Here is a 14,324-nt window from a genome sequence, read left to right on the forward strand (position 1 = left end):
GCCAACATATTTTCCCCAACAACGGGTGTGATATAAACAGTGAATGACCAGGATGATATTCGATGGCAGCGCCGGGCGCTGCGTTTGGCGCAGCGGGCGCTGGGGCTGTGTTCACCCAATCCGATGGTCGGCGCCGTGGTGGTTCGCGACGGCGAGGTGGTTGGCGAGGGTTATCATCACCAGGCGGGCTGCCCCCACGCCGAGCCGCTGGCTTTGGCGCAGGCCGGCGAGCTGGCCCGTGGCGCGACGCTTTACGTCACGCTTGAGCCTTGTTCGACCTGGGGGCGCACGCCGCCCTGCACGGACGCCATCATTCAGGCCGGTATCAAACGCGTGGTCGTGGGCTGCGTAGACCAAAATCCCAAGCACGCCGGCATCGCCGTGACCAAACTACAGAATGCCGGTATTGAGGTCCGCTGCAATGTGCTGGAAGGACCTTGCCGGCGCCTCAACGAGGCTTTCTTCTTCTGGGTCACCAACCAGCGGCCCTTTGTCTGCCTGAAGATGGCCATGACACTCGATGGCCGCATCGCCACTGCGGACGGTCATTCACAGTGGATCAGCGGCCCGGCCGCACGCCTCGCCGTGCAGAAAATGCGCCGCTGGGCCGACGCGGTCATGGCCGGCGGGGACACCGTCCGGCACGACGACGCGTCCCTGCAGGTGCGCATGCCGGCCGACTGGCCACGGCAGCCACTACGGGTCGTCTGGACCTCCGCGCCGGCCCTGCCACCGGAGCTCAAGATGCTCCACGACGGCGGCGCCAAGCCCATCCTGGCCAAGCCCCGCAGTCGCGAGGAATGGCTGGACTTCCTGACGGCGCTCGGCCGGCACGAACAACGACCGGTGACCGCGCTGCTGCTCGAAGGCGGCGGCGAACTGGCCGCGTCGGCGCTGCGCGCGGGCATCGTCAACAAAGTGGCTTTTTTTGTTGCCCCGAAGATCCTCTGTGGTCGTGGCAGCCGTCCGGTCGTGGGCGGCGACAACCCGTTGGCACTCGCGGAGGCAAAGGAACTCATCAACATGCGTAGTCGCTCAGTGGGCGACGATCTGCTCATCACGGGGTACTGCAAAGATGTTTACCGGCTTGATTGAAGATATCGGCTCGGTCACCGCGCTGAACAGCGCCGGCAAGGCTGCGAAACTTTCCGTGCGCTGCGCGTTGCCGACGGCCGCCATCCGCGTCGGCGACAGCATCGCCGTCAATGGCGCCTGCCTGACAGTGGAAGCCGTTGGCGCCGACAGCCTGTCCTTTCACTCCCTGCGCGAGACCCTGTCGCGAACCAACCTCGGCGGTTGTCGCTCGGGCAGCCGCGTCAACCTGGAGCGGGCTCTGCGCCTGGGCGACGCCCTCGGCGGTCATCTCGTCAGCGGCCACGTGGACTGCAGCAGCGAGGTGACGCGCATTGGCCGGGATGGCGACGACTTTGTGCTCGACGTGGCGTTGCCGGCAGACATGCGCGAGCTAGTCATCATGAAGGGCAGCATCGCCATCAACGGCGTGTCGCTCACCGTCGCGCGCCTCACGGACGACGCCTTCGGCGTGTCTATCATCCCTCACACCTGGACGCACACGAATCTCCAGTACCTCAAGGCCGGCAACGCCGTCAATCTCGAATTCGACATGATCGGCCGCTACATCCTCCGCCACCTCGCCCTGCGCGAAGGACGAGGCGACAGCACCGTGACCATGTCCGCATTGGAAAAGGCCGGTTTCCTCTAAGTGCCACGCCGTCACCAGCCGGACCTGATCGGTCGATTGGTTTTTTTGCATTTTTCTAGTATCGTAATGCGCTTTACCCCCCAATCGGCGCTCCTTCCCAGGCAGCCACGGATCACATTTCGGCTTATGGATGCAATTTTTCAACAACAGACCATCCGCGTGGCGCTGGTTGGCCGCAATCTGGCAGACATCCTGCCATTGTTGGACCAGTTTCCCGTGCAGCTGGTTGAAGAGACGCCCGACCTGGTCATCTCCCACGGCGGCGACGGGTCGTTGCTCGGCGCGGAACGCAGCTACCCCGGCGTGCCGAAGTTTCCCATTCGCGACCGTCGCCAGAACCCCAAGTGCCCGCAGCATGACGAGAAGGCCGTGCTGACCAAGCTGTTCCGCGGCGAGCTCCGGCAGACACAGTTGCGCAAGCTGTCGGCCACAACTGAAGACGGCGAGGAACTCCGTGGCATCAACGACATCGTCCTGTCGCGCGAACTTGCCACGAGCGCAATCCGCTACCGGCTGTGGCTGGACGACGTGTTGTACCGCGGCCAGATCGTCGCCGACAGCCTGGTGGTAGCCACGCCTTTTGGCAGCACGGGCTACTTCCAGAGCATCACCCACGGCAATATCCAGACGGGTATTGGCCTGGCCTTCAACAACAGCATGGACTTGCTGGGCCACACCGTCGTGCCCGAAAAAACCAAGCTGACGGTCCAACTCCTGCGGGGACCGGCGGTACTGGTGGCGGACAACGACCTCCAGCAAATTCCGCTCAAGACGGATGATCTGCTCCACATACAAGTCATGCCGCAAAAGACTCCGGTCTACGGCATTGATGTCTTTCGCTGTTATGACTGTTACCATCTCCGCAGGGATGGCGTGATGTAGAGTGACGGCCAGGACGCGCCGGATGACGCGCCCGGAAGGTCAATCACCTCCGCGGCCGCAAGGCGCCGGCAGCAACCCGGAGTGGGTGCAGCCACTGGCCAGTCAGCACAAATGTATAACTTGATCGGCGGGCGCCGGCACGAGGCATACCAATGCCAAACGGCCGCTGCGCGACGGTAAATGAGGTGATTGTCATGCCCGATTCGCATTTTGTCAGTAGCGCCCTCGTCGTCTTTCTGCTTTCCTACCTGGTCGGCTGCACGCCCTGCGGCTTTCTCATTGGCAAATTCAATGGTTTGGACATTCGCCGGCACGGCAGCTGCAACATCGGCGCGACCAATGTGCGGCGGACACTCGGGCGCGACTGGGGCCTCCTCTGTTTCTTCCTGGATTTCTTCAAGGGCTACCTGCCCGTACTGGTCATCGGCCACGGCCTGGGCGCGGCGACAGCAGTGGGCTTTGAATGGGGCGGCATTTTCGCGGCCTTCGGGACCGTCCTCGGCCACGTCTATCCCTGCTGGCTGAATTTCAAGGGCGGCAAGGGCGTGGCCACCAGCCTCGGGTCGGTCCTGGGCGTGGCCTTTTGGCCGGTGCTCATCGGCGGCGTGTTCTGGCTGCTGAGTTTCCTGCGCTACCGGATTGTGGCCATCGCCAGCATGGTCGCTGGCGTGGCCATGGCCTTCACGGCGTTCGTCATGCGCGTGGCCGGCAACGACAAGGTGCACTGGCCAGCGGTGTTCCTGCTGACCATCCTCGCGGCACTCATCATCTACCGCCACAAAGAAAACATCCAGCGCATCCGCGATGGCAAGGAACTCGCATTCGGTAAGATCAGGCGCTGATAACATGGCCCGGCGCGCTGCACCCCGGCCCGCAAGGAGAAGACACGATGACGCGCAACCACATTACCGCCCGACGCAGCTTGTTGGCCGTGGCCATCACAGTAGCTCTGCTCACCAGCGTGGTGCGCGCGCAGGTCGCGCCTGCAGCCGCTGCCGGCGCTGAGGCTGACGCCCTGCCCATTGGTGCGCAGCGCCTGGCCGACGGCTCGCTGAAGGTCGGCGACATCATGGTGCGGCGCGAGCAGCGCGAGCTGGCCTTCCCGGCGCGTTTCATTCTCCAGGCGGGCGCGCTGGAGGCGATCATCGTCCATCCCCACGGCCGTCTGCACGAAGCGCTGCTGTGCACGGACGTCAAGGCCCTGCAGGTGCAGGCGATGCTCTATCTCCTCGGCGCCGAAAACGGCCCGCGGCAGGATGGCCTCACCGGCAAACGCGGCGACCTGGTGGATATCGACATCGAATGGACGGATGCCGCCGGCAAGACGCGCCGCGACCCCGTCGAGGCGTGGATCATCGACAACCGTACGGAGAAGCCCATGACGCGCGTCGGCTGGGTCTTCGTCGGCTCACGCGTGAAGGACGGCAATTTCTTGGCTGACGGCGAGGGCAACATCGCCATCAATTACGCCATTGGCGAAAGCGTGCTGTCCACGCCCGATGCGCAGGGCGAAGACGACACCATCCACTCCGTCAATCACCAGCAGCCACAGCCCCCAAGCGACGCCACGGTCACCGTTGTGCTCAAACCACGGCCAAAAGACGACGCCAAACCCTGAGCGGCGGCCACGCGCGCGGGGGGAAGCCAGCCACGCGGCCAGGTGCTCATCGCCATAGGCCGCGGCGGTCACGCGCGCGGGGGGAAGCCGTCGCTTGACGAAGATCTATGCGCCCGTTGTGGGCGGCGGCCACGCGCGCGGGGGGAAGCCCTTGTGACGACACCCGCGATATCGGTCAGCTTGGCGGCGGCCACGCGCGCGGGGGGAAGCCAGCGGCACGCGTACCGCACCTCCCGGCCCCCTGCGCGCAAAAAACGCGCAATGCGGCGCCGCCGGCACCGCAGATCCCGGCTCAGCCCCTGGGCGCGTAGAAGACGCTGCGGAATTCGACGTCGCCGCGGCGGGCGACCAGCCCCAGCGCGCCATGACGCGCATGTCCGGCGAGCGCGGGCGCTGCCAAGTCGTGGGTGCTCAAGTCCTGGCCGGCGATGGACAGCGTCACCTTGCCGTCCTGACAGACAATCTTGGCTGCCCGCCAGCTTGAGGCGATGCCGCCGATGCCCTTGGTGGCGGGTGAGAGACCGCGAATGGCGCCCGTCGTCGCCAGTCCCGGGGGCGCCTGGGGATCATCGGCGATAACGATTTCCAGACCGGACTTCGGGCCCTTGCGGGGATCGGCCCAGAAGATCACGCCGGCTTCGCTGCGACTGCCCAGGCGGATATCAAAGCGCAGCTCAAAATTGCCGAGGTCCTTGTCCAGGTAAATCCACGCCTCGGTCTTGTCGCTGCAGAGGATGCCGGCGCGACTGCGCCACGAGCGCTGCGGGGCACAGGTGAGGCCGCGGAGGTTTTTGCCGTTGAAGAAGAAGCGGAAGCCATCCTCCTCGTCCTGGGCGGAGATGTAGGTCGGCCAGTCAGGAATGACGATGTCGCCGTTGGCGAGCATGCTCAACAGCGGTGAGTCGTCTATCTCCAGTGGCAGAAAGACGCGTTCGCGACGCCGGGATGATTCGTAGGTGGCGAAGATCAACGACGTCGCCCGCAAGGCATTTTCGCTGCAGAGGATCGACTGGCGCTTGTTGAGCAGGCATTCGATGGAATCAAGAATGTGCAGGTAGGTATCGTCGGGCCGCTGCTCGCCGAGGGGCACGTCCGTCCACTTCTGGCCTTCGGCGAATATCCGGCATTTGCCGTGATAGACATCAATCATACCGGCGCTGCCCATGAGGCGTATTTCGTATGGGGTGGCGTTGCCCTGGCCGGTGGTGAGCAGGCCGGTGACGTCGTTGGGCCATTTGACGTAGGCGATGCCGGCGGTCTCCATGGTCGCGCCGAAAATCTTGTTGTCGGCTGCGCAACCGATTTGGCCCATGACCCACGACGCCTGCAAGTCGTTGTTGAAAAAGTGCATCATATCAAACCAGTGGGTGCCCCAGTCGAACATGTTGCTGGTGTTCATTTCCATGCGCTGTAGGGTGCCGATGGCACCGCTGTCCAGCAGCTTCTTGGCGGTGGACCAGCTGGCGCCAAAACGGCGCTGGTGGCAGAAAGTCAGCATAATGTCGCGATGCACGCAGGCCTCATGCATCCGCACGGCTTCGCCAAAGGTCGGCGCCATGGGCTTCTCGGAATTGATCAGCCGCGGCGGGTGATGCAGTGACGCGCAGTCCAACACGGCCTGGCAATGCAAATGCGGCCACACACAGACGCTGACCACGTCCAAATGCTCGCGTAATAGCATGTCGCGATAGTCCGCATAGCATTTCTTGAAACCGAACTTGGTCTTAAAGAAGTCCCGCGCGGGCTTGAATACGTCCGCGCAGGCCGCCAGCACGACTTTGTCAGAACGCATATACGCACTAGCATGCGCCCAGCCCCGACCACCACAACCAATGACACCAACCCGAAGTTTCTTTTCTGCCATCGACATCACGCTCCTGTGTAATGACCACGGTTCCTCTGCAACCGAGCCCTAAGATAGCGCCACTTGCCACGCACGTGGCTACATTGCTATTATTTTCGCGGACAGATCCGACTGATCCGACTGATCCGACTGATCAAGTCGACGGATCAAGTCGACTGATCGGTCCGATCGGTCCGATCCGTCCGCGAAGAAGACAGAAGAGCGGTCCGCACCGTCCGCGCCGTTTCCGCGGCTAGCCGTGCTGCAACAAATCTGCGGAAATCTGCGTAATCTGCGGATAGGCAATGCCGCTTGGTTCAGGCGCGGCGGCTGGTTAGGCGTTGGCGGCGATTGAAGCGCCAGCGGGTATCGGGGTCGTAGCCGGCGCGCGCCATGAGGTCGTAGGCGGCGGAGAAATTACGTTTGACGTTTGGGCAGCGGTGGGCGTCGGCAGAGACCATCACGGGTATGCCCAGGGCGCAGGCGCGCTGGAGGAGCGACAGCGACGGGTAGGGCTCGGCGCAGGGCTTGTCCAAGCCGGCGCTGTTGATCTCAATGACCATATTGGCGTCGCGAATGGCCGCCAGGGCGGCATCCTCTTCGGCGCGGAGATCGACGGTGGGATAAAAGGCGAACTTTTTGGGTAGATCGAGGTGGCCGACGATGTCGTAGAGGCCGCTGCGGGCGAGGTCGCGGATGCGCCGCCAGTATAGCCGCCAGATGTCGTCGATGCGCTCCTGGGATAATGGCGCCCACGTGTCGGCGCTGATATCGACGGAGAAGCGATCGACAAAATGGACGGAGCCAATGAGGTAATCAAAAGGCCGATCGCCAAGCGCGGCGACAACGACGGCGGCGTTTTCGGGAAAGAAGTCCACTTCCAAACCGAGGCGGACCTGGAAGCTGCTGTCACTGTAGTCTTGTTTGGCCTGGAGGACGCCCGCGATATAGTTATCCAGCTGGTCATGGGCCATAGACCAGGCTTTGATTTCGGGGTCGGCGAAAGGCGTGACCACCCAGTGGTCGCTGAGGCCGAATTCGGCGAGGCCGGCGGTCTTGGCGGCCTGAACCATGTCGTTGATGCTATCGATGCCGTCGCTGAAACGGCTGTGATTATGGTAGGAGATGTCGGTCATGGCGATGGCTGCCCTGTGGATAGGAGATGACGCTCAGGCGTTGCTTAGGGAATACGGCTGCGGAAGCCCTGCTTTTCGAACCACTTGGCGGCGCGTTCGCGCTGATCGCCCTGGAGTTCGAGCATGCCGTCAACAAACCGGCCGCCGATGCCGAGGGCCGTGCGGGCGCTGGCGCAGAGTTCCATCTGCGCGGCGGTGTCGAGGCTGTTGAGACCGCGCACGAGCGTGAGGGTTTTGCCACCATGGCCTTTGCGTTCAATGGTGAAGGTCAGTAGTGGCCCCTTGGGCAAGGAGATGACCTCGCCTTTGGCATTGGTGCTGCCGCCGCCGAAAGCCGCGAGCAACGCCTGGTCTTCCTTGCTCAATTGCTGCTTCTTGCGCTCTTCGGGACTGAGCGGCGGCGGCTCGGGAGCTTTCGCCGGCTCGGCTTCGGGCAAAGCGATCTTGAGGTCGCGAAAGGGGTTGGCCCAGGTATCGCCAAGGCGCTCTTCCAAGGGCAGGTCTTCTGGGCGTTGTTTTTTCTTTTTGCTCATGGGGAGTGTCATCCACGGGACCAAGGTACTGAAGGGGCGACCGATAAGGTCTTTGCCGAGGGGTAGCAGAGCACCATCCAGCCGCAAGAAACGCGTTCCATTGCCTCTTAGGTCCCGGTCAGCTTCGCCGACCGGGACCTAAGAGGCCGAGGAACACGGCCTTAGTTGGCGTTTCACCCAGGGCGGCGCACGCTTTCAGCGTGCTTGCCCTGGGCTATTATGTTTCGCGCTTTCAGCGCTTCTGCCGCTTCGCGGCGCTGAAATGCCGCGACGACCTAATGCTGATGGTTGAAACAAAAGGCGCCAAGTAAATCGTAACCGAAAGAGCATTGCGTCCACGGGTGTGGTCGTCTCGCTGGCGACGTCGGACATCAGCCAATGAGGCGATCGCAGCTCACGTAGCAGCTGGGGAAAAGCGCGTCGAGTTCAAGCATCAACTCGGGCGAGTTGAGGAATTCGTCAAGCAGCGCCAGATAGTCGCTGCTAGGGAGATGCACTTGCGACACTGGTTTGTTCAGTTCGCGATCAAAGACGATGAACACGATCTTGTCCTCGTCCTGATTGGAAAAATCGAAGAGCAGCCGGTGGCGGTTTTGATTGAGCTGTTCCTCGGGGATATTCTTAAAGAGCTGGAACTTGGCGTACTCGACCAGTCGGTCGTCGTAGCCGGCGCTGCGCAAAGCGATTTTTTCAATGAAGTCGCTGCGGGTGAACGTGGCTCTGACGGTCGGCCGTTCAGTTTCCTCACGGCTGCTGATGTCGGTGGCCATACAGTCGATCTCCTGCTCGATGGCGCTGGTGTCGCCATCATCGGGCATGGCGACTTGGTAGGCGATGAATGCCGAGGCGGTATCGCGGTAAACCAGCGGCTCGTCAATGAGGAACAGCGTCCCGCAATGCGGGCATTCCGGGCGGTTCAGCGTGCCGGCGAAGAGCGCCTTGATGTCCGGACTGCCGGGCAGTAGCGTCGTCGTGACCACCGTGTCCAGCACCGTACCGCATTTCGGGCACGCTACGCTGCGCACATTGGTGGCCGTCGCTGTCGGCGCTTTCTTCGTGGATTTGCGAGCAGGCATCTTACAGTTCCTGGAAAAACTCAATGATCTCGCCGTCGGGGCCTTTGCAGAAGGCCAGACAGACGGGAATTTCCTTCGGCTTGCTGGGAATGGTCAGGGTCTTGATGTCCATGGTGACCACCGCGCCTGCAGCAACCGCCGCCGCCAGGCAGGCCGCCGTATCAGCCACGCGGAAGGCAAAATGGGTGACGAAGCCGGCCGGCTTCTCGCCAGCGGCGCCGCCCGCAAAAAGCTCAAGGTAATTGCTGTTGCCGCAGTCAATCATGACCGCCCGGCCATCGCCCTCGCCCCAGGATGCCGCCACCGACATGCCAATGGCCGCGTAAAAAGCGATCGATTTGTCCAGGTCGGCGACTTTCATCGCCACGTGATGATAACCATTCGTCATGGTTGCGCTCATGTGGGTGCTCCGTGGGTGAGTGTTGTGTATAACCAAGACGGCCGACAGGGCCGTCCCAGCCAATACCAGCTGGTTACTTTTTCTTATTGCGGTTTTTCTTCTTGGATTTTTCAGCCATTTTCTTGCGGGCGAGGCGTTTTGCGGCCTGGCTGGCACTTTGGTTGCTGCTGCCGCCACCCATACCCATGCCGGGCATCGGTGGCATCCCGCCGCCCATGCCGCCCATACCGGGCATACCGCCCATACCGGGCATGCCGCCGCCGAAGAGCCCGCCTAGCGAGGGGCCGCCGGCCTGGCCGAGTTTGGCCATGACGGCCTTCATTTGGCTGAACTGCTTGAGGAGTTGATTGACCTCGTTGACCTGCACGCCGCTGCCCTTGGCGATGCGTTGCCGGCGGGGCAGGCCAATGATTTCGGGCTGGCGCCGTTCTTTCACCGTCATACTGTTGATAATGCCCTCAATGCGTTTGAATGCGTCATCATTGATATGCTGGTCAAGCGGCAGATTGCCCATGCCCGGGAGGAATTTGAGCAGTGAGGCGAAGCCGCCCATTTTGCGGATCTTGTTGAGCTGGCCGAGGAAGTCGTCAAAACCGAACGTGTTCTTGAAGAGGCGTTCTTCGAGCTCCTTGGCCTCGTCCTCCTCGAATTGCTCGGCGGCCTTCTCGACCAGTGACACCACGTCGCCCATGTTGAGAATGCGCTGGGCCATGCGGTCGGGATGGAAGACCTCCAGGTCAATGGGCCGCTCGCCCACGGTCACAAATTTGACCGGCTTGCCGGTGACCTGGCGCATGGACAGCGCCGCGCCGCCGCGGGCATCGCCGTCGAGTTTGGTCAGGATGATGCCGGTGATGCCCAACGCCTGATCGAAATGCTCCGCGACCGACACGGCCTCCTGGCCCAGGGCGGCATCGCCAACCAGGAGAATTTCCTTGGGCTGCACGCGCCGTTTGATGTCGGCCAATTCCTGCACCAGGTCCTGGTCGATCTGCAGCCGGCCGGCGGTGTCGAGGATAAGCGTGTCGCAGCCCTGTTTGCGGGCGGCGTCAACGGCCAAGAGCGCCAGTTTGGGGACGTCTTTGAGGTCGCGATCCAGGAACACCGGCACGCCAAGTTCCTTGCCGAGGAATTCGAGCTGGTCAATGGCCGCGGGGCGATTGACGTCACAGGCCGCGAGCATGACCTTGCGCTTCTGCTTGTCACGCAAATACAGGGCCAGCTTGGCGCTGGTCGTGGTTTTGCCGCTGCCGTGCAGACCGCAGAGCATGATGACCGCCGGCGAGCCGGACAGCTCCAGCGGCACGGCGCTCTCGCCCAGCAGCGCCACCAGTTTGTCGTGAACGACCTTGACCGCCTGCTGGCCCGGCGTGACGCTCTTCATCACCGCCTCACCAAGGCATTCCTCACGAACGTCAGCCACGAATTGCTTCGTCACCTGGTAATTGACGTCGGCTTCCAGAAGGGCCTTCCGGATCTCATTCAACGCGTCGCTGATGTTGCTTTCCGTCAGATGGCCGCGGCCGGTGAGGCTGCGGAAGGCCTGTTGAAAACGGTCGGTCAATTTATTGAACATGGCGTGTACTTCCTCATTCGGATAACGGCGCGGGCGCGGGAACTTATAGGGACAGCAGCTCGGCGCCGTCGGCGGCCTTGCAGATCATGACGTCGGCCTTGAGGCCGCTGCGCGTGGCGTAGGCGTCAATCAGCGCCTGCTGGTACTCGTTGGCAACTTCAGCTCTGACCAGATGCACGGTGATGCCGCCAAAACCACCGCCGCTGAGACGGGCGCCGAGAGCACCAGGCAACTCGCGGGCGATGTCCACGAGCATGTCGAGCTCCTTGCAGCTGTTTTCAAAATGGTGGCTGGAGCTGTACTGGGATTCATACATCAGGCGGCCAAAGCCCTTGATGTCACCACGCTGCAACGCCGCGACGCCATCGGCCACGCGGGTAATTTCGCCGACCACATGGAGGGCACGGCGATACGACAGCGGCTTGAGCCGCTCTTTGGCCGCCTCAAGCTGCTGCAGACTGACATCGCGCAGGGTCTTGACGCCGGGGTAGATGCCGGCGAGGGTCCGGGCAGCGTCTTCACAGGCTTCGCGGCGCTCGTTGTACTCGTTGGTCAGATTGTGCTTGACCATGCAATTGGCGACGACGAAGGCCGTGCCGGCCGGTATGGGCACATTCTGGACTTCGAGGCTGCGGAAATCCGAATAGACCAGCTGGCCGGCCTTGCCTTTCAGGGAGCTGAACTGGTCAAGCAGGCCCGTCTTGGCGCCGACGTAGTTGTTTTCGCAGGCCTGGCCGATGCGGGCGCAGTCCTGCCAGCTGATATCATCGGCCTTGGCAAGCTGGCGGATGATGAGAGTCATGGCCATTTCGAGGGCCGCCGAGCTGCTCATGCCCGCCGACATGGGCACGGTGCCGCCAATGGCGGCGTTGAAGGCCGGCACGGTCTTGCCGCGCTTTTGGAATTCCACAATCAAACCCTTGATGTAGTTCGCCCAGTCACCGCGCTTGGGCCGATCAAGCTTGTCGATCTCGAAACTGCGTTCGCTGCCGGTGACGGCGTCGAGAAGCCTGCAGGTCTTGCCGGCTACTGGTGCGGCGGCGGCGGTCATTTCGCGGTCAACCGCGACGCTCAGCACCGTGCCTTCGTTGTAATCCGTGTGATTGCCCAGAATCTCCAGACGGCCCGGAGCGCGGCTGAGGACAGTCGGGGCCTGGCCAAACTTTGCCGTGAATGCCTGTATAAGACGTTCTTTCATTGCGTATCCTCTTGCTGCTTGCGTAGCGGACTGATGCTCAGCGACTGCTCAGCGTTTGACAGCCAGACCGGCCTCGCGACCGGCGGCAAAAGCCTTGAGATTGACAGCGATGACCTCCGGGCCCTTGCGCGCAAAGGTGTCGCGGATGGTCGTCGCCAACAGATCATCGGGAAATTCCAGGAAGGGCGACACCGCGCCGAGCATGACCATGTTCATGGCGCGCGCATTGCCAGCGTCCTGCGCCACCTGCTCAGCGTCAATGACCACATTGAGCGGAAATGCCCGTAACGCGGCCAAAATGTCGTCCAGCTCCGGGTAGTCGCCGATGTTGCGCACGGGCCGCGCATTGGCCAGAATGACGCCGCGGGGCGACAGCGACTCGGCCTGGCGCAGGGCCTCCATGGGCTCGACGGCGAGAACGACGTCGGCGCTGCCAGCGGCGATGAGATCAGAGTGTATGGGGTCGCTGCTCAGGCGCAGGTGCGCCAGGACGGCGCCGCCGCGCTGGGCCATGCCGTGCACTTCGGACTGCTTGACGTGCAGGCCCTGCCGCACCGCCGCTTCGCCAATGATAGCCGCGATGGTGAGGATGCCCTGGCCGCCTACTCCTGCTAAAACTATGTCGTGTTTCATGAGCTGTTCCTGATATCTGCTGCGGGTGAAATGTGCTTCAGTGCTGCCGGTTTGGCACCTGCTCAGCGTTTTTTCTTGCGCAGGGTCTGCACGCATTCGCGACGGGCGATGATGACCGAGAGGCCGCGGTAGGCCGCTTCCTCGCGGATGATCTGCACATTGGCCGCGTGATTCTTGGGCAGCGGCACGAATTCGCGAATGTGGTCGCGGCTGACGCCGATGCCGGCACAGATCTCGGCCATGCGGCCGGTGCCCATGGAATCCTGCCCGCCGGTCATGCCGGTGGTGCCGTTGTCGAGAATCATGACAGTGATGGGGCTGTTTTCCCACACGGCGTCAAGGAGGCCGGTCATGCCGGAATGCGTGAAGGTCGAGTCGCCAATAACGGCAATCGCCGGAAACACGCCCGCATCGCCAGCGCCTTTGGCCATGGTGATGGACGCGCCCATGTCCACGCAGCTGCTGATGGCGTTGTATGGCGGCAGCGCCCCGAGGGTGTAGCAGCCGATGTCGCCAAAGACTTTCGCATCGGCAAAATCCTTCAGCGCCTCGCCGAGCGCGTCGTAGGTGTTGATATGCGGGCAGCCGTCGCAAAGCCGCGGCGGCCGTATCTTCACCAGCGGCGACAAGGTCGTCACCGCCGGCAACTCGAGCTTGAACGCCTTGCCCACCAGGCGGGGATTAAGCTCGCCTGTGCGCGGCAGCTCGCCGCTCAGACGGCCCAGGATGCGGTCGTTGCCCAGCGGGCCGCGTAGCATCTGTTCGACGAAGGGCATGCCGTCTTCCAACACCATCACGGTCTGGCAGCTGGCCACGAGCTGCGCGAGCTGCTTTTTCGGCAGGGGATACTGCGAGAGCTTGAGCACGGGATGCGGGCACTTCCCCCCAAAGGCCTCCTGCAGGTAGTTGTAGGCGATGCCGCAGGCGATAATGCCGACGCTCTTGTCCGCGCCGTCTTCATAGCGGTTGAACGGCGACGCTTCGCTGCTGGCGACCAGCGTGTCCTGCTTGGCGCAGAGCGCGTCGTAATTGCGCTTGGCAATCGCCGGCAACAGAATGAAACGGCGGGCAGCGGCGTCCGCCGGCTGCAGGCCGTTCTGCGCGGTCTTGCTCGCGGCTGTGCGCACGTCAGCCCGGGAATGGGACAGACGCGTGCAAAGGCGCAGCATGATGGGCAGCTGCTGCTGTTCGGACAGGCCGAACGCGTAGCCGGCCATGTCGTAGGCCTCCTGCTGAGAACTGGGCTCCAGGCAGGGTATCATCGCAAACTGCGCATAAAAACGCGAGTCCTGCTCATTCTGCGACGAATGCATCGACGGGTCGTCCGCTACCGTCACAATCAGCCCGCCATTGGTGCCCGTAATCGCCGCGTTGACAAAGCCGTCCGCAGCAACATTCAGGCCGACGTGCTTCATGCACACCATCGCCCGCTTGCCCGCATAGGACATGCCCAACGCTTCTTCCATGGCCACTTTCTCGTTGCTCGACCACTGGCGGTGAATGCCGCGCTCAGAAGCCTCCGCAGACGCCTGAAAATACTCCATGATCTCCGTGGACGGCGTGCCCGGATAGGCATAACAGCCGGAGAGCCCGGCGTCAATCGCGCCTTGCGCGAGCGCCTCGTCTCCAAGCAACAATTGTTGAGCCATGACAAACTCCTGATATGTCGTGATTAGGATGTATTATTGATGATCAACGGTAAACTG

General features: G+C 62.5%; 14 protein-coding genes. 5 read left to right on the plus strand and 9 right to left on the minus strand.

Features of this window, described 5'->3' with window-relative positions:
* The first annotated feature begins 39 nt into the window (after window positions 1-39).
* The 5 genes from ribD to J3R75_RS06585 all read left to right on the plus strand — a co-directional run bounded on the left by ribD (window position 40) and on the right by J3R75_RS06585 (window position 4,223).
* On the plus strand, window positions 40-1,095 hold the full coding sequence (gene ribD / locus J3R75_RS06565) for a bifunctional diaminohydroxyphosphoribosylaminopyrimidine deaminase/5-amino-6-(5-phosphoribosylamino)uracil reductase RibD (protein WP_307260644.1): 1,056 nt from the start codon (window positions 40-42) through the stop codon (window positions 1,093-1,095).
* Window positions 1,088-1,723, plus strand: a complete 636-nt coding sequence (locus J3R75_RS06570; RefSeq protein ID WP_307260645.1) for a riboflavin synthase — start codon at window positions 1,088-1,090, stop codon at window positions 1,721-1,723. Before ribD ends, J3R75_RS06570 begins: the two co-directional genes overlap by 8 nt.
* A 126-nt stretch (window positions 1,724-1,849) precedes the next feature.
* Complete coding sequence (locus J3R75_RS06575) at window positions 1,850-2,605, plus strand: NAD(+)/NADH kinase (protein ID WP_307260646.1); 756 nt, start codon at window positions 1,850-1,852, stop codon at window positions 2,603-2,605.
* A 194-nt stretch (window positions 2,606-2,799) separates the two neighbouring features.
* Window positions 2,800-3,447: a glycerol-3-phosphate 1-O-acyltransferase PlsY gene (gene plsY / locus J3R75_RS06580; protein ID WP_307260647.1), complete on the plus strand. Its 648-nt coding sequence runs from the start codon at window positions 2,800-2,802 to the stop codon at window positions 3,445-3,447.
* 47 nt (window positions 3,448-3,494) lie between these two features.
* Entirely contained in the window at window positions 3,495-4,223 is a 729-nt protein-coding gene (locus J3R75_RS06585) for a YdjY domain-containing protein (RefSeq protein WP_307260648.1), read from the plus strand.
* 292 nt (window positions 4,224-4,515) lie between these two features.
* Here the strand turns inward: J3R75_RS06585 and J3R75_RS06590 are convergent, their stop codons facing one another.
* The 9 genes from J3R75_RS06590 to J3R75_RS06630 all read right to left on the minus strand — a co-directional run bounded on the left by J3R75_RS06590 (window position 4,516) and on the right by J3R75_RS06630 (window position 14,267).
* Entirely contained in the window at window positions 4,516-6,087 is a 1,572-nt protein-coding gene (locus J3R75_RS06590; protein ID WP_307260649.1) for a 3-keto-alpha-glucoside-1,2-lyase-like domain-containing protein, read from the minus strand.
* A gap of 296 nt (window positions 6,088-6,383) precedes the next feature.
* Window positions 6,384-7,202, minus strand: a complete 819-nt coding sequence (locus J3R75_RS06595) for a histidinol-phosphatase (protein ID WP_307260651.1) — start codon at window positions 7,200-7,202, stop codon at window positions 6,384-6,386.
* 44 nt (window positions 7,203-7,246) lie between these two features.
* On the minus strand, window positions 7,247-7,735 hold the full coding sequence (locus J3R75_RS06600) for a translation initiation factor (RefSeq protein WP_307260653.1): 489 nt from the start codon (window positions 7,733-7,735) through the stop codon (window positions 7,247-7,249).
* Between the two features lie 371 nt (window positions 7,736-8,106).
* Window positions 8,107-8,811, minus strand: coding sequence for a CpXC domain-containing protein (locus tag J3R75_RS06605; protein WP_307260654.1), 705 nt, complete (start codon window positions 8,809-8,811; stop codon window positions 8,107-8,109).
* Window position 8,812: 1 nt separating this feature from the next.
* Window positions 8,813-9,211, minus strand: a complete 399-nt coding sequence (locus J3R75_RS06610) for a VOC family protein (protein ID WP_307260656.1) — start codon at window positions 9,209-9,211, stop codon at window positions 8,813-8,815.
* Between the two features lie 73 nt (window positions 9,212-9,284).
* Window positions 9,285-10,787 carry a signal recognition particle protein gene (ffh, locus tag J3R75_RS06615; protein ID WP_307260657.1) on the minus strand — a complete coding sequence of 501 codons (1,503 nt, stop codon included), beginning with the start codon at window positions 10,785-10,787 and terminating at the stop codon, window positions 9,285-9,287.
* Between the two features lie 43 nt (window positions 10,788-10,830).
* Complete coding sequence (galK, locus tag J3R75_RS06620; protein ID WP_307260659.1) at window positions 10,831-11,985, minus strand: galactokinase; 1,155 nt, start codon at window positions 11,983-11,985, stop codon at window positions 10,831-10,833.
* Window positions 11,986-12,033: 48 nt separating this feature from the next.
* Window positions 12,034-12,618 carry an indolepyruvate oxidoreductase subunit beta gene (locus J3R75_RS06625; RefSeq protein WP_307260661.1) on the minus strand — a complete coding sequence of 195 codons (585 nt, stop codon included), beginning with the start codon at window positions 12,616-12,618 and terminating at the stop codon, window positions 12,034-12,036.
* Window positions 12,619-12,680: 62 nt separating this feature from the next.
* Window positions 12,681-14,267, minus strand: a complete 1,587-nt coding sequence (locus J3R75_RS06630; RefSeq protein WP_307260663.1) for a thiamine pyrophosphate-dependent enzyme — start codon at window positions 14,265-14,267, stop codon at window positions 12,681-12,683.
* Between the last annotated feature and the right edge of the window lie 57 nt (window positions 14,268-14,324).

It is taken from the genome of Oligosphaera ethanolica (assembly GCF_030814695.1).
Classification (GTDB): Bacteria; Verrucomicrobiota; Lentisphaeria; order Oligosphaerales; family Oligosphaeraceae; genus Oligosphaera; species Oligosphaera ethanolica.

What these genes read in the sequence shown, in the direction of transcription:
- J3R75_RS06575 (WP_307260646.1), top strand. Translation starts at nt 1,850, where the DNA reads ATGGATGCAATTTTTCAACAACAGACCATCCGCGTGGCGCTGGTTGGC.
- plsY (WP_307260647.1), top strand. Translation starts at nt 2,800, where the DNA reads ATGCCCGATTCGCATTTTGTCAGTAGCGCCCTCGTCGTCTTTCTGCTT.
- J3R75_RS06585 (WP_307260648.1), top strand. Translation starts at nt 3,495, where the DNA reads ATGACGCGCAACCACATTACCGCCCGACGCAGCTTGTTGGCCGTGGCC.
- J3R75_RS06590 (WP_307260649.1), bottom strand. Translation starts at nt 6,087, where the DNA reads ATGGCAGAAAAGAAACTTCGGGTTGGTGTCATTGGTTGTGGTGGTCGG.
- J3R75_RS06595 (WP_307260651.1), bottom strand. Translation starts at nt 7,202, where the DNA reads ATGACCGACATCTCCTACCATAATCACAGCCGTTTCAGCGACGGCATC.
- J3R75_RS06600 (WP_307260653.1), bottom strand. Translation starts at nt 7,735, where the DNA reads ATGAGCAAAAAGAAAAAACAACGCCCAGAAGACCTGCCCTTGGAAGAG.
- J3R75_RS06605 (WP_307260654.1), bottom strand. Translation starts at nt 8,811, where the DNA reads ATGCCTGCTCGCAAATCCACGAAGAAAGCGCCGACAGCGACGGCCACC.
- J3R75_RS06610 (WP_307260656.1), bottom strand. Translation starts at nt 9,211, where the DNA reads ATGAGCGCAACCATGACGAATGGTTATCATCACGTGGCGATGAAAGTC.
- ffh (WP_307260657.1), bottom strand. Translation starts at nt 10,787, where the DNA reads ATGTTCAATAAATTGACCGACCGTTTTCAACAGGCCTTCCGCAGCCTC.
- galK (WP_307260659.1), bottom strand. Translation starts at nt 11,985, where the DNA reads ATGAAAGAACGTCTTATACAGGCATTCACGGCAAAGTTTGGCCAGGCC.
- J3R75_RS06625 (WP_307260661.1), bottom strand. Translation starts at nt 12,618, where the DNA reads ATGAAACACGACATAGTTTTAGCAGGAGTAGGCGGCCAGGGCATCCTC.
- J3R75_RS06630 (WP_307260663.1), bottom strand. Translation starts at nt 14,267, where the DNA reads ATGGCTCAACAATTGTTGCTTGGAGACGAGGCGCTCGCGCAAGGCGCG.